At 43.3% G+C, this 14,421-nt stretch carries 18 protein-coding genes; 12 read left to right on the plus strand and 6 right to left on the minus strand.

Annotated features, from left to right (window positions below):
• Positions 1-155 precede the first annotated feature (155 nt).
• From NP165_RS07010 to NP165_RS07035, 6 genes are all read left to right on the plus strand, one after another.
• Complete coding sequence (locus NP165_RS07010) at positions 156-677, plus strand: tripartite tricarboxylate transporter TctB family protein (RefSeq protein ID WP_257083267.1); 522 nt, start codon at positions 156-158, stop codon at positions 675-677.
• Between the two features lie 15 nt (positions 678-692).
• Positions 693-2,219 carry a tripartite tricarboxylate transporter permease gene (locus NP165_RS07015; protein ID WP_257083268.1) on the plus strand — a complete coding sequence of 509 codons (1,527 nt, stop codon included), beginning with the start codon at positions 693-695 and terminating at the stop codon, positions 2,217-2,219.
• Positions 2,220-2,356: 137 nt separating this feature from the next.
• On the plus strand, positions 2,357-3,763 hold the full coding sequence (locus NP165_RS07020) for a TolC family protein (protein WP_371133708.1): 1,407 nt from the start codon (positions 2,357-2,359) through the stop codon (positions 3,761-3,763).
• A gap of 9 nt (positions 3,764-3,772) precedes the next feature.
• The gene (locus NP165_RS07025; protein ID WP_257083270.1) at positions 3,773-4,750 is read left to right on the plus strand and encodes an HlyD family secretion protein; all 978 of its coding nucleotides are present in this window, start codon (positions 3,773-3,775) and stop codon (positions 4,748-4,750) included.
• Positions 4,751-4,761: 11 nt separating this feature from the next.
• Positions 4,762-5,958 carry an ABC transporter permease gene (locus NP165_RS07030; protein ID WP_257083271.1) on the plus strand — a complete coding sequence of 399 codons (1,197 nt, stop codon included), beginning with the start codon at positions 4,762-4,764 and terminating at the stop codon, positions 5,956-5,958.
• The gene (locus tag NP165_RS07035) at positions 5,955-7,106 is read left to right on the plus strand and encodes an ABC transporter permease (protein WP_257083272.1); all 1,152 of its coding nucleotides are present in this window, start codon (positions 5,955-5,957) and stop codon (positions 7,104-7,106) included. The genes NP165_RS07030 and NP165_RS07035 overlap by 4 nt, the downstream gene beginning before the upstream one ends.
• Before the next feature lie 183 nt (positions 7,107-7,289).
• Here NP165_RS07035 and NP165_RS07040 read toward each other — a convergent pair whose 3' ends face one another.
• Positions 7,290-7,673 carry a hypothetical protein gene (locus NP165_RS07040; protein ID WP_257083273.1) on the minus strand — a complete coding sequence of 128 codons (384 nt, stop codon included), beginning with the start codon at positions 7,671-7,673 and terminating at the stop codon, positions 7,290-7,292.
• Between the two features lie 246 nt (positions 7,674-7,919).
• Between NP165_RS07040 and NP165_RS07045 the strand changes: the two genes are divergently transcribed.
• Positions 7,920-8,252, plus strand: a complete 333-nt coding sequence (locus NP165_RS07045; protein WP_257083274.1) for a hypothetical protein — start codon at positions 7,920-7,922, stop codon at positions 8,250-8,252.
• 385 nt (positions 8,253-8,637) lie between these two features.
• Here the strand turns inward: NP165_RS07045 and NP165_RS07050 are convergent, their stop codons facing one another.
• Positions 8,638-9,039 carry a hypothetical protein gene (locus NP165_RS07050; protein ID WP_257083275.1) on the minus strand — a complete coding sequence of 134 codons (402 nt, stop codon included), beginning with the start codon at positions 9,037-9,039 and terminating at the stop codon, positions 8,638-8,640.
• Positions 9,040-9,363: 324 nt separating this feature from the next.
• Between NP165_RS07050 and cspE the strand changes: the two genes are divergently transcribed.
• The 3 genes from cspE to NP165_RS07065 all read left to right on the plus strand — a co-directional run bounded on the left by cspE (position 9,364) and on the right by NP165_RS07065 (position 10,311).
• Positions 9,364-9,576 carry a transcription antiterminator/RNA stability regulator CspE gene (gene cspE / locus NP165_RS07055; RefSeq protein WP_257083276.1) on the plus strand — a complete coding sequence of 71 codons (213 nt, stop codon included), beginning with the start codon at positions 9,364-9,366 and terminating at the stop codon, positions 9,574-9,576.
• Between the two features lie 371 nt (positions 9,577-9,947).
• A complete protein-coding gene (locus tag NP165_RS07060; RefSeq protein ID WP_257083277.1) occupies positions 9,948-10,097 on the plus strand; it encodes a hypothetical protein in 150 nt (49 codons plus the stop codon).
• Between the two features lie 13 nt (positions 10,098-10,110).
• The gene (locus NP165_RS07065) at positions 10,111-10,311 is read left to right on the plus strand and encodes a hypothetical protein (RefSeq protein ID WP_257083278.1); all 201 of its coding nucleotides are present in this window, start codon (positions 10,111-10,113) and stop codon (positions 10,309-10,311) included.
• A 213-nt stretch (positions 10,312-10,524) separates the two neighbouring features.
• Here the strand turns inward: NP165_RS07065 and NP165_RS07070 are convergent, their stop codons facing one another.
• Positions 10,525-10,788, minus strand: a complete 264-nt coding sequence (locus tag NP165_RS07070; RefSeq protein WP_257083279.1) for a Rho-binding antiterminator — start codon at positions 10,786-10,788, stop codon at positions 10,525-10,527.
• A 146-nt stretch (positions 10,789-10,934) separates the two neighbouring features.
• On the opposite strand from NP165_RS07070, the gene NP165_RS07075 reads away from it, so the two are divergent.
• Positions 10,935-11,456 (plus strand): DUF2058 domain-containing protein, encoded by a 522-nt coding sequence (locus NP165_RS07075; RefSeq protein WP_257083280.1) that lies wholly within the window; start codon positions 10,935-10,937, stop codon positions 11,454-11,456.
• Positions 11,457-11,590: 134 nt separating this feature from the next.
• Here the strand turns inward: NP165_RS07075 and NP165_RS07080 are convergent, their stop codons facing one another.
• The 3 genes from NP165_RS07080 to NP165_RS07090 form a co-directional block, all read right to left on the minus strand.
• On the minus strand, positions 11,591-12,211 hold the full coding sequence (locus NP165_RS07080) for a porin family protein (RefSeq protein ID WP_257083281.1): 621 nt from the start codon (positions 12,209-12,211) through the stop codon (positions 11,591-11,593).
• Positions 12,212-12,418: 207 nt separating this feature from the next.
• A complete protein-coding gene (locus NP165_RS07085) occupies positions 12,419-12,856 on the minus strand; it encodes a DUF3859 domain-containing protein (protein ID WP_257083282.1) in 438 nt (145 codons plus the stop codon).
• A complete protein-coding gene (locus NP165_RS07090) occupies positions 12,826-13,227 on the minus strand; it encodes an ATP-binding protein (RefSeq protein WP_257083283.1) in 402 nt (133 codons plus the stop codon). The genes NP165_RS07085 and NP165_RS07090 overlap by 31 nt, the downstream gene beginning before the upstream one ends.
• Before the next feature lie 131 nt (positions 13,228-13,358).
• Between NP165_RS07090 and metA the strand changes: the two genes are divergently transcribed.
• Complete coding sequence (gene metA / locus NP165_RS07095) at positions 13,359-14,300, plus strand: homoserine O-acetyltransferase MetA (RefSeq protein ID WP_257083284.1); 942 nt, start codon at positions 13,359-13,361, stop codon at positions 14,298-14,300.
• The last annotated feature ends 121 nt before the right edge of the window (positions 14,301-14,421 follow it).

Below are 14,421 nucleotides of genomic sequence, written 5' to 3' on the forward strand. Positions count from 1 at the left end.
GCCGCGTTCGAGATAACTTCAATCTCCTTGTTTATGGCTTTATATAAGCAAACTAGCTGGTTTGACTAGCAGCAAATTGGCTACCTTGTTAATGAAACATGCTCATTAATCTTCGTACGCGGCCTTTTATTACCTAGAAGCAAATGGAGTTGGATATGTCAGACTTGCCAACGAACTCTTTCAATACAGGAAATTTCTTTTCCAAAGAGAACCTCCTATGCCGCGATCGTGTTGGTGCGATGATATTCCTGATCGTCTGCCTATGCTATGGCTACCAAACGACACAAATCCCACTATTTCCCGGCGATGAGTACGAACCCTTTACCGCACGCACGTTACCCACTCTACTGACCTTTGCCGGTATTGGATTGTCACTTTTACTGCTTGTCACAGGCAAACCTGATAAACAAAGCGGCGCTGTAATGGGCTTCAACTGGAAGCTGCTTATTGGTTTCTTAGTGTTGATGGCTTTGTATGGCGTTGGCCTAACCTATTTAGGTTTTGTTCTGGCAACTGGCTTCTTTTTGCTGGCTGGCTTTTACATCCTTGGTGAAAGACGTAAAAACATTCTGTTTGGCGCTTCATTCCCGTTTGTCATTGCGTTTTACCTACTGCTGACTCAGGGTTTGGATATCTATCTTGAGCCGGGCATTATTTTCACTATGTGGTCGAACTAAGGTAAGGAACACAATATGTTAGATGGAATCTTACAAGGTCTTTCGACCGCAGTAATGCCAATGAACATCATGATGGTGATCGTTGGCTGTTTCGTGGGTACCTTCATCGGTATGCTTCCGGGTCTGGGGCCTATATCTGCTATCGCGTTGATGATCCCAATCACTTACGGCTTAGACCCTTCTTCCGGTCTTATCCTAATGGCAGGTGTCTATTACGGCGCGGTATTCGGCGGATCTACATCTTCAATCCTAATTAACGCTCCGGGTTGTTCTTCAACGGTGGTTACAGCGTTTGACGGCTATCCAATGGCGCAAAAAGGTCAGGCAGGTAAAGCACTCGCACTGGCAGCCTACTCTTCATTTACTGGTGGTACGCTGTCGGCAATCATGTTGCTTGTTGCAGCACCTGCTTTAGCAAGTGTGTCACTGAGCTTCCAGTCTTCTGACTACTTTGCACTTATGCTGTTAGGCTTGTCTGCTGTAGCGGCTTTTGCAGGCCCTGGTCAAGTAATCAAAGCTTGGATGATGACCATTCTTGGTTTGATGCTTTCTACCGTTGGTATTGATAAAGGCGTCGGCGTTGAACGCTTTACCTTTGGTTTAACGGATTTGATGGATGGCTTTAGCTTCTTGCTACTTGCGATGGCGACGTTCGCACTCGGTGAAACTTTAATGGGCATTCTAAAGCCTGAGAAAGACACCAGCGCTGAAGAGCAACAGAAGATGAGCAACATCGGCAGCATGAAAGTCACCAAAGAAGAGATCAAAGAAGTGGCTCCTGTGTCTATCCGTTCTTCGATTTTAGGTTTCTTTACAGGCGTACTTCCGGGTGCAGGTGCAACGATCGCGGCGTTCTTGAGCTACGGTATGGAGCGTAACCTAGCGCCAAAAGGTAAAAAAGAAGAATTCGGTAAAGGCAGCATTCGCGGTCTGGTTGCGCCTGAATCGGCAAACAACGCAGCTTCAAGCGGCTCATTCGTACCACTACTGACACTGGGTATCCCAGGTTCAGGTACGACCGCTATTATGCTTGGCGCACTTATCGCGTACGGTATTCAACCAGGTCCACGCCTGTTTGTTGAGCACCCAGATGTCTTCTGGTCGGTCATCATCTCTATGTACTTTGGTAACATCGTACTGGTGATTTTGAACCTGCCGCTTATTCCGTACATCTCTAAGCTGTTGGCTGTGCCAAGAACAGTATTGCTTCCGATGATTTTGTTCTTCTCGATCACTGGCGTTTACCTCGTCTCGTTCAACACCATGGATGTATTTATCATGTTGTTGATTGCGATGGCGGCCATCGCGCTCAGACTGGCTAACTTCCCACTGGCTCCGCTACTACTTGGTTTTATCTTAGGTGGATTGATGGAAGAAAACCTACGTCGTGCGTTAATGATCAGCGATGGTGAGCTAAGCTTCCTTTGGGAACGCCCAATCACGTTCACATTCACTGTATTGGCGGTATTAGTACTCGCAAGCCCTATTTTGGTTAAAGTATTTCAAAAACTAAAACCGACACCGGTGAAAGTGGAACAGTAAGCTTTTCAACAATAACTAATGACTAAAGGGACTTCGGTCCCTTTTTTTGTGCCTTTGATTCCTTTGAATCATATTGCTCCACAAACCAATAGAGCATATACTCTAATTTTTCACAATTAGAGAACAATTCCATGTCGATGCGTCCTATTGCTTTGTTGATTGGTTGCTTAGGGTGTTATGCGCCATTTACGCAAGGCGCAGAAATCAGTTTCGTTCAAGCTTGGCAAGTCTTGCAGCAAGAAAACAACTCACTGGCAGCACAGCGTTCCAATGTTGAGCGCTACCAACATCTGCAAAACGCGACCGACAATCTTAACCTTCCTTCTATTACTGTTGGTGCAAACTACACGCGCCTAGACACCGATGTGACTGTCTCCGGTAAACAACTTTTTGAAAGCACTGGTGGCTCTCTGCCGGACGTAAGTGCTATCCCCATTCCCGGTATAGCGAATCTGATCGCCGGCGCGGCGGCAACCACATCGACGATTACCGAGCGCAATATTTTCACCTCTTCAATCAGAGCGATTTGGCCGATATTCACGGGTGGTCGCATTAATGCCGCGCAATCCGCAGCTGAGGGTAAAAAAGCCCAAGCGCAAAGTGAACTGGCGATGGAAACGCAAGCCCGATTTGAAGATTTAAGCAAATATTACTTCTCCGTTTTGCTCGCTGAAGAGGTGGTTCAAACACGCCAATTGGTTGAACAAGGGCTAACAAAACACAGAGATAACGCACTTAAACTAGAACAACAAGGCCAAATCGCCCGCGTGGAACGCTTGCAAGCAGAATCCTCGTTGGATCAGGCAACCATCGAGCGAAAAAAAGCGGAAAAAGACCTTGAGATCACTAAGGCTGCCCTCACCCAAATCTTAAATCAAACATCTGCGGTGGAGCCTTCAGACACCCTGTTCATCAACTCAACACTTCCACCATTGGATGTGTTCGTCGATCGCACATTAGAAACCTATCCCGGCCTTGATTTACTGGACGCCAAAGAACAGCAAGCGAACAGCCTAATCAAAGCAGAAAAAGGCAAGTACTACCCCGAAGTGTACCTGTATGGCGATTATAGCCTGCATGAAGATGACTCTCTTGCCAGCCAAATGAAGCCTGATTGGCTGGTGGGCGTCGGTGTGAGTATTCCGTTGATTGAATCAAGTGGACGAACCGACCAAGTTCGCGCTGCACACAGTGCCGTTTCACAAGTGAAGTACTTAAAAGCGCAAGCCAAGCAGGACTTAAACGTGCTGGTTCAAAAAACCTATCTTGAAGCTCAACAAGCACAAGAAGAGGTCAAAGGACTAGCATCTTCTATTTTGCTGGCTGATGAGAATCTCAAACTGAGACAAAAAGCCTTCTCGCAGGGGTTGTCTACATCAACTGATGTTGTTGATGCCCAGCTCTACGTTGCCAAAGTACAAACTCAAAAAGCCGCCGCCAGTTTTCACTATTTACTGTCGCTCTCAAAGCTACTTGCCCTTTCCAGTGAAATGGACGCATTTAGCCAGTATCAAAACAACGCAATCACGATTTCAAACCAGTAAGGACCCAAGATGAACAATGCAAAACCACTTGTACTCACGGCTGCTGCGTTAGCCCTTGCATCTTGGGTTGGATACAGCTTTTATCAGGCTTATCAACCTAAGCCGATTCGTTTGCAAGGACAGATTGAATCTCAGCAATACAGTATTTCGTCGAAAGTCCCGGGACGAATTGATGAAGTCCTCGTTCGTAAAGGCGATGCTATTGAAAAAGGCCAGCTGATTTTTACCATTCACAGCCCAGAGATTGAAGCGAAGTTAGAGCAAGCGAAAGCGGGAGAAAAAGCCGCTGATGCACTCGCGATGGAGGCAGAAAAAGGTGCGCGTATTCAACAGGTACAAGCTGCGAAAGATCAGTGGTTGAAAGCAAAAGCTGCGACGGCGTTGAGAGAGAAAACTTACCTTCGCGTTAATAACCTATTTAAAGATGGCGTTGTCGCGGAACAAAAACGTGATGAAGCCAAAACACAGTGGGATGCGGCTAAATACACCGAAAGTGCTGCGCTTCAAATGTACCAAATGTCGAAAGAAGGCGCGCGTAACGAAACCAAAGTCGCCGCCGCAGAAAAAGCGAGAATGGCCGCTGGCGCAGTCGCAGAAGTTGAAGCCTACGCAAAAGATACCTCAATCAAAAGCTGGTTCAACGGTGAAGTGTCGCAGGTATTGCTACGAAGCGGTGAGTTAGCGCCACAAGGCTTCCCCGTTGTCACTGTGATAGATACTCAAGACTCTTGGGCGGTATTAAATGTGCGTGAAGACTACTTAAAACACTTTAAGAAGAACACCACATTTAGCGCCTACGTACCAGCGCTAGATAAAGATGTGGATTTTAAAGTCACGCACATTGCCGCAATGGGAGATTTCGCCACTTGGCGCTCGACAGATGCTTCTCAGGGCTTCGATCTGCGTACTTTTGAAGTTGAAGCTCGCCCGACTCAAGCTATTAATGGATTGAGAATGGGTATGAGCTTAGCCGTTCAACTCAACTAGTTGGCAGAGCGATGCGTGAACTTATTACCTCACAGGTTGCGATAATCCGCCGCGATAAATGGTTACTCTCCTGCTTAACTTGGATACCGGTTACTTTGGCGATCATGATTTGGGCGATCTTTTCACAAGGGATTGCCCGAGACTTGCCTATTGGCGTGGTCAACTTAACACCGGGAACACTCTCTCAGCAGTTGATCCGTTACTATGACGCCACATCAACCATGCGAGTGCACAAGCAATATTCAGATGTCGCCCAAGCAAAAGGTGCACTCGTTCGCGGCGAGATTTACGCCTATGCGGTCATCCCATCTCAGTTTGACAAGTCAATCTATAAACAACTCGCACCGCAAGTGAGCGTATATTACAACAGCCAGATGATTTTGGTTGGTAAGCTGCTAAGCTCTGCTTTTACCCAAGCGCAAGGAACCTTTAACGCACAACTAAGCACCTTAGGCCACCTTTCAAAAGGCGACGCCACACTACTGTCTGCCATGGGTAAAGCGGTGCCGGTTCGCACTCAAATCACGCCACTGTTTAACAAAAACTCCAACTACGCACAGTTTCTTGTGCCTGCCATTATTCCTGCTCTCTGGCAAATCGTTGTGGTAGTCAGCACTATTTTGGTGTTGGCCGCTAATCATAGAGATAAAGGGCTGCAACCATGGCTTGGTTCATCCCCAGTAAAGTCAGTCGTACATACCCTGCTCCCGTACACAATTGTATTTGCTCTGCAAGGGTTTGCGTTTTTAGTGTGGTTTTACCTTGGGTTTAAATGGCCAATGAATGGCAGTTTTGCAGTCATTTTGTTTGCGCAGTGGATTACCCTAATCGCGTGTATGATCATGGGGAGTGCGTTCTTCTTCCTCACCTTAGATCCAGCGCGTGCAATGAGTTTTGCAGGTGCATTTACTGCTCCAAGCTTTGCATTCATGGGAATCACCTTCCCAGTTACCGATATGAGCAGTCTGGCGCAATGGTGGCGGAGTCTTTTACCCGCTAGCCACTATATAGAGGTTCAAGTGAGCCAAGTGAGTTATGGTCATACTTGGGTTCAATCTCTCACTCATTTAGTTCCTATGCTGGGGTATATTCTTCCATTGGCAATCAGCGTGTTATTGATCCACAAGCATTTACAATCTAGCCAACACTCTGCAGCCAGTAAGCACGTAAAAGCCAGCAAACAAGCAGCGCTGGAGGAGTCAGTATGAACTTGCTTACATTGATAAAGTCAGAACTGAAAGCACTGCTGAGCAATCCTGTTGTGGTACTCACCGTGTTCGGTGGTGTGGTGTTTTATTCATTTCTCTACCCACTGCCGTACAGCAACCAAACGCCACGCGAACAACCAATCAGTGTCGTTAACTTGGATATGAGCCAAACCAGCTTTAAACTGGAACGCATGGTAGATGCCACGCCACAAGTCAACGTTGTTCGGCGAGACCACTCACTCGAACAAGCCCGTAACGCATTCTTAAACGGTGAAATCAGCGGTATTTTGGTTATCCCAGAACACTTCTACAAAGACATTTTATTAGGTAAAAGCCCCACCCTTGCCTACGCAGGTGACGCTTCCTACTTCTTGGTTTACGGAACCATTGTTGAAGGGTTAGCGAAAGCAGGCGGTACGCTAGCCGCGCAAACCACTGTCTCCAAACTGCTTTTAGAAGGCCAACCTCTTTCACTGGCAGAAGAGCAATACGCCGCAACCAAACTCAACTTAAAACCGACATTTAACCCTCGCATGGGTTATGTGGATTACGTTGTTCCTGCGGTATTTGTGCTTATTCTGCAACAAACTATGGCGATGGCGGCAGGCTTGATGGTTGGCACACAAAAGCTCGGCAAAGGCTACTGGCGTAACGTACCACCAGCTCAATTGCTCGCCGTACGTTTTACTGTTTTGATCGTTATCTATTACCTACTCAGCATGTACTATTTTGGTGCAAGCTTTACCATGCAAGGCGTGAATCAGCTCGCGCATGCAGGCCAGTTATTAACGCTACTTCTGCCGTTTTTAATAGCATCGTGCGCGATCGGTATTTGGCTAGGCTCTGTCACCCCAAGGCGCGAGTTAGTCACGTTAGTGGTTTTGATTAGCTCCATGCCCCTTATCTTCAGCGCCGGGTTTATCTGGCCAGTCGAAATGATCCCGTCACCTATCGTCTGGCTGTCTAAACTGTTCCCAAGCACGCCAGCAATACAGAGTTTTCTGGCTTTAAATCAAATGGGCGCTGACTGGACACAAATCCGCGAAGGTTATCTTCAGATTTGGTTTTTGGCGGTTGTGTGGAGCGTATTTGCTTATCTCGCGTATCGAAGAAGTTTAAGGGAAGATTTTAGAGAGTATCAGGGTTGAGTTGGGGGGCTGAAGTTTATGCCCCTTTTCTTGCTAGAGCTATCACTTCCAATAAACGCACAAGTCATATTTTGGCTTAATTAATCTAATACCACTAGTATGGAATGAAGTGTTTATCTTGCTGGTAGCTGTTCAAAACGATATGTCTCAATTAATTCTCTAAGCTGATTGGTATCTCGAGAGTTATTTACTGGAATAAGCGAGATCAGAGTATTGGTAGTCAATGCTACTTTTGGTAGCCTCAAGTCCAATAAATTTCGTCGCTAACTGAAACGGGTTGAGAGATCCTGCTACAGCGGCACCTACAGCGACGCCTTGAGTAGCAGAAAGAAACATGTTGTGGTTTTGCTTGGTAAACGCATCAATGTTATTAGCGCTTGCTACAGCCCGTTGGGAGACAAGATGCATCACTTGCATAGCATCGCTATGGTTCGTTTCAGACAGATCATAATCGACAAATGATTGTTCATATTCCTGGGCCATTACTGCCGGTTCATTTGGTGTCATCGAGCAACCAGCCATCATCACGATAAGTGAAAATGCGATAGATTTTTTTAAAAATATCATTGGATTTACTATCCTGTGAGAATTACTTGTGGGAAAATAACAAATCACAGCTATATCATATGGTTAGCTTTTAGTCTGGCAGCATAATGTAGAATGCTACCGAAATAATATTTTCTATTTTCTTTTTGGAATATTCCTACAATAGAAGTCGCATTCAGTTGAATTATAATGACTTTTCAATTGTTGGATGTATGATTATTCCAAGTGATAAAATTAGGCTACTGAAGTAGATTAAGGTTCGATTTTATGACATGTAAACATTGTGGTTTACCAACATTACCAGGATGGGATAGTAACCCGATGGACATTTGTAACGTATGTTCAGACAAGAAAGCTCAGCAATGGCAAGAGGAAACTCAAGGTGGTCAGAATCCAAAAGGGGCTGATGGAACGGAGTATTTTACTCATGTTTGTAAATCTTGTTTTTCTCCTGCCTTTGAAAATAAAAGCGCCTTTTTTGGATTCGCCACGATGGCAACGGCAACATACTGTAAAAAGTGTGACCGAAAGGCTCTGATACCTATTGATACTCCTAAAGGCAAAGAGATCATGAAAAGAAATGGGTATGTTAAAAGTTAAGCTGAAACGGTACTTTTACGATTAGGTGCATACTGATGGTGGCTATAGTTTCTATGTATTGCAAGCTCAATCGGAGTTAGACGAAACCTTAAAAAACTTTAAATGAGCCTTCAAATTGGAGGCTTTTTGACATTTGAACGATAGTATTCGCTTCACAACGTGCGTGATCTACACCCTCAATATTGAACATTCATTAACCCCATTCTTCCATATCTGTAGTTATTAACAAACTGCCAATTTAGCAAAGTCGATAGCAAACTTTTATCCAAAACAATGCCTCAACCACCATCTTTCAAAAGGCTTAGAAACTCTCCAAGCCTTTTCACCTTCATTGCCCGTCAGAGAATAGCAAGCAAATAGAGCAATCTCCTTACCCTATCCCGCCCTATGCGTTTTCTTTGCTCTCGTTATCTTTTACGCGAGCAACCACCGTCGAGCCGGGAGCGATCTCTGGTTGGTTTGATGTGCTGAAGATCCGCACGTTGTTTCGAGCATCAACCACAAATAGCGGTAACAAATGCGAGTTTTTATATTGACTTTGGTAGTCATCAAAACTGAATGCGTCGCTGATCTTAGTGTGTTTTATTTCGGCACCTTGGTTGATTAGGCTTGCGAGCTTTTTGTAGCTGACAGGCTCTGAAAACAGAATTTTTCCATAGTGTTCTTCCGCCGCAATATGCTTATCACTCTCGCTCACCGCATCGTTCAGGCTATAGACGTTTTGCTCGTCAAACTCATTAATAAAACGCATGCCTGCTGTCACATTCAGGTATTTATCTGGTGTCATCGTCACATCGAACTTCAGTTTTGCAATAATTATTCTAATGATGCTGACGAACTGAAGTGCACTAAAATTTACTTTTCACTAGAGCAATCCTGTTAACTATTTGATTTAATAAAAAATAAAATTTAGTTGCGAAATACGTATCTATTATGTGTACATAGTGTATAGTGGCGTCAGCTCTAGTAGTGAGCTATTGATAGAATATTTAGTTCAAGATCTTCTCAGTTTTTTTTCGATTAAATTCGTCATATCTATCCTGCGATACCTTTTTCTTCATTCCTTATTTAGTAGCTTTCTTTTTAATTTAATCAATGTATCGAGATATATATGTCAAATAAAACAACTGGTTCAGTAAAATGGTTTAATGAAACAAAAGGTTTTGGGTTTATCACACCTGATAACGGTGGTGCAGATCTATTTGTTCATTTCAAATCAATTGCTAGCGAAGGTTTCAAAACATTAGCTGATGGGCAAAAAGTTTCATTCAATGTGGAACAAGGTAACAAAGGCCCACAAGCTGGCAACGTTACTTTAGTATAAGAATCTCTAAAAAGATCTCTCCTCATTGGTGAGATCTTTTTATTTAGATACTTACCAAGGAGTCAAATGACTCGAAAAACCAATCGAAAGGTATATTGGTTGATGCCCTGCTTGTTCAGAGAACAATCAAAGGACAAAATTTAATTGTTCACAATAAAATATTGCCTTCATCATAGTAAGACTTCTTGGTCTGCTACCATGCATCTGTTAAATAGCGATGTATTAAGACGTCATATTCTACCTAGCATAAGCATCTATCTTTTTAATCTGATTTTTTCATTTTTCGAGTTGAGAAACACTAGTGAAATTAAAGATGGATAAAGGAAGAATTTTTGGGGTTTTACTATCCAATGAAAGAAGGAAATTGAACTTTGAAAAAGCCATCAACTGGTTCTAAATCCAAGACTGTCAAAGTCAAAGATCCTAGTAAAGATGAAAGCTCTGATAGCATTCATAAGATAAGAAAAAAAATCGAAAACATTTTGTTAGAACGAGAACAAAAAAAACTTTGGGATCTATAAAGTAGAGAACTATATGAGAAAGCCAGTAAGAAAATCGAGCAAAAAAACACAAAAAAACAACTTTGAAGAGCGATTTGCTCTGATGGTTGGAGAGTATCAAAAGGCGAAAGACGTTCTTGATTCTATGCCAGAAGGTACTTCAGAGTATCAAACTCAGAAAAAAGTATGTGACAAGCTATTTGCTAGTGCTGAACGATATATTAATAAAAATTAACGAGTCTCAATGGTATCCCTCTGCTTTGTATAACATTCTTATTTGAACTATTCCTAGGCAAGGGGGCACACCACAATCATTAGGTGCTCTATAAGTGTTAGCTAATGAAAACATCTGAATCCAGTTAACTTTAAAAATCCAAATACCGCTCATCAGTCAATGCTTTCGTCACTGACCGTGCTACTCAGGATCATTACCGCTACTGCCATAGAGTTACTTGGTTAGAATAGAAGGCCCAAAACGAACTTCACGAAAGTGAGGATTATCAATCAGCACTTCCATCACAGAAAGCTGACTTAACTCAACAAGCGTTTCCAGACCTTGTAGTTCGACTTTAATGCACTCCTCCCGATTCTGGTTTCGCGCGGTATCAAGCGCTTTACATTCCATCACTTTTCCTGATTTCAACGTGAGCCGAATTGGGTATTGGTACATACAGACGATTTCAATATAATCGTATTCGCTGCAACTGATCATGAGCGTCTCCTTTCTCTCCTATACATGGTATAGCCCTATCCGTAGTAAAGAGCACAACCGCTGCGTCAAAGATTCCTAACTACTATTCTTTATTTGACAGGTACGAACTTATACAATGCTACAAAATTGATTAGTACGGAAATATCATGGCAAAACTAACCCTTCAAGAGCAAATGCTAAAAGCTGGCCTAGTGAATGAGAAAAAACTAAAAAAGGCGAAGAAAGGTTCAAAGAAATCTCGTGTACAAGCGCGTGAGGTAAAAGCAGCCGTTGAAGAAAACAAGCGTTTACAGCAAGAGCGTGACAAAGAGCTGAGCACACAGCAAAAAGAGCAGCGTTTGACGAAAGAAATCCAAGCGCAGATCAAACAGCTAATCGAAATGAACAAACTGGATCTCGCAGACGGCGATATTAAATACAATTTCACCGACGGTACGCTTGTTAAATCTCTCTATGTTCCTTCAATGGTTCGTGACCAGTTGGCAAAAGGCATATTGGCCATTGCTCGATATGAAGAAACTTACGTGGTTATTCCAAGCAGCGTAGCAAACAAAATAGCGCAACGTGATGAACAAACGATCATCGAGCAGAAAACAGCTGAAGCGGATGTGGTCGCTGAAGATGATCCATACGCTGACTTTGTCGTGCCAGATGATTTAATGTGGTAATCGCCTAAAGCGTATTGCCCAAATACTGAGAGCTCCAGAAGCGTTAATGTTAGCTTCTGGAGTTCATAATGAAAAATTGAACAATGTTCTACGGGCTTTCAAACATCAAGCATAGTGTTTGCGACAGTTTGGCTCTAATTAAAATACCAAACTAAATTCGCGTTTATGCTATTTATCTCAAAATCCGCAGACAATTTTTCGCCACCAGCATAGCTATATGAAAATGTCTCATCCTGTAGCACTGCCCACTCTACTTGCAGTCTCACTTGGTTCCCATTTCCAATTTCCATACCCAGGCCGTAGGCAAAACCACTTTCAGTGTCACTCGCTCCTCCCAATTCTGCAGTTGCTCTCCCATAACCAAGAAGACCATAAAGAGAAAAGTGCTCATGGAAAGGAAAAGTAGGACGAGCATATACACCAAAGTACTTGCTAATTTCCATAGACTCATCTAAAAAGTCGCCATCACTACTATTAAAAGCGCCTCGAGCCTCTACTGACAACCAAGGATTAAACCTGTAGCCCGCGAGTCCACCAATCATTGATACATCGGAGATGTTCTCTTTAGTAGACATCAATGGATCGCCATTCGCGTCATAAAGCTTGGCGTCAGCATCGATATCTAGAAAGTAACCACCTACACCAAAATAAAAGTCATTATACCCATCTGATTTTACATAGTGGTTATTCGCCAACGCGCTGCTCGACATGGCGAGTACGGATAAAAAAGTCCCAACTTTCACTGCTAACTTCATCGCATTTCCTTATTTCTTGTAGTAAAAAACCAATATGAAACTGGTAATTAAATATTAGTGCATTTCTCCTAACACTCACCCTTAAGGTCTAGAAACAAGAAGTACGTAATATTATTGATACAAATAGAAATAAAGACTTGATTTATGAGAAAAGTTGTATAATCATCGAGGTGCTTATTCACCTCTGAGCACTCGAACTCTGAATACTCAAAACCCCCTACGCTTCCAAAATTCTCCTTCGTCGCGGGCATAGACATCGAACGTTTTATCTGCAATGACTGATCCATCCATTTTGACCGTCATACGCCATTTACCTATATTCGACTCATAGCCATTGATGGGGTCAAGTAGTTGGATTGTATCTCCTAAGTAAAAGTCCCAATCATTGCTTCCTACGTGGATGTCACCGGTAAACGGTTCTAAAACTTGCCCTTTCTTTCCTAATACCCCGGGATGCGAAATGCAATACTCGATTACACGTCCTTTGGCTTTTTTAATATTTATGATGTAGCCAAATTCCACCTCTTCATCTGCTGGAACTTGTGTCGTGAACTCTTGAATTTTAGGTAAATGCCGAGAGTTAGAGTCCCAGTTTGAATAGATTCCATAAGAGGTCATTTCGACAATTGGGGAACGCTTTGCCATTCTTGCCACCGTTTTTTCATTTGTTGAATTGTTGCTGGCTCCACGCCATGGATATTGCCAAAATCATTTTTACATTCAATCACTTCAAATTTGGCTCCGTATCGGTTCGCCAACTTCAAGTAAGGAGTCATCTCCCAGCGTCGAACAAAAGTATTAGAAACAACAACACTCTGCTTTTTAGCTAGGCTTTTTGACGTCATCGTTTGACACCATTGATGAGCTTGAGCGATTTCATCTGACTTAAAACAGTAGCTACCCGCTTCATCCATAAAATACATATCGGCTTCGTAGTGATTCACATTGAGTGATTTAGCAAGCGTACTTTTTCCTGAACCAGGCAATCCTCGTATTAGAGTCAATTTGAATGTCATTGTTGTCATTATTTAGGGAGGTATGACGAGATCTTAATACGAAATGGCCCTAAATTGCTATCGACAAGCCAGTTAGATTGAGTTAAGTTTAGATGTATAGACGTCTATAAGAAATGCTTAGGGAGTAAGCCGTGCCAATTAAGATCCCCGATCAGTTACCTGCATCCGACGTATTGCGACAGGAACATATCTTTGTGATGCCCGAGTCTCGCGCGTCAACTCAGGAGATCCGCCCACTAAAGGTACTGATCCTCAATCTGATGCCTAAAAAAATTGAGACGGAAACTCAGTTTTTGCGTCTATTGTCGAATAGCCCTCTACAAGTCGATATTGAGCTGCTAAGAATTGACGACAGGCCAAGTAAAAACACACCGACTGAGCACCTTGATAACTTTTATCGCCAATTCGAGATGGTAAAAAAGCGTAACTTCGACGGCCTGATTATCACTGGTGCACCACTTGGTTTGGTTCAATTTGAAGATGTGCTCTACTGGGATCACTTGCAGACCATCATGAATTGGGCGAAAGAACACGTTACCTCTACACTCTACGTTTGTTGGGCAGCTCAAGCCGGGCTAAAACTGCTTTACAATTTGCCAAAGCGAACGCGTAAAGAGAAATTATCTGGTGTATATCACCACCAAATTCACCACCAGTATCATCCTGTTTTACGAGGATTTGATGACACCTTCTTAGCACCGCATTCTAGGTATGCGGACTTTTCTCCTCAGTTCCTTGAAGAACATACGGATCTTGACATCTTAGCCACATCTGATGTCGCTGGTGTCTACTTAGCCGCCACAAAAGATAAACGAAACGTATTTGTTACAGGCCACCCAGAGTACGATCCTCTTACATTACATCACGAGTATGTTCGTGACTTGAGTGAAGGAATGGAGCCTGCTATTCCCGTCAACTACTACCCAAACAACGATCCAGAGAATAAACCCGTGGCGAGTTGGCGTAGTCACGGTCACCTGCTTTTTGCAAATTGGCTCAATTACTGTGTTTACCAGCAAACGCCTTATGATCTTGAGCACTTTAGTGAAGCTAATTTCACCAAAGATGATTAAGAAGTGTTTGAGAAAGGGTTCAATTTGAACCCTTTCGTTTTTATATCAAACGGGTCAAAAGTTATAATTGCCGACTCAGTCGCATTGTTTCTGGTTGCAACTCACCACCGCCCTTTCTTTA

The sequence above is a fragment of the Vibrio japonicus genome, assembly GCF_024582835.1.
GTDB lineage: Bacteria > Pseudomonadota > Gammaproteobacteria > Enterobacterales > Vibrionaceae > Vibrio > Vibrio japonicus.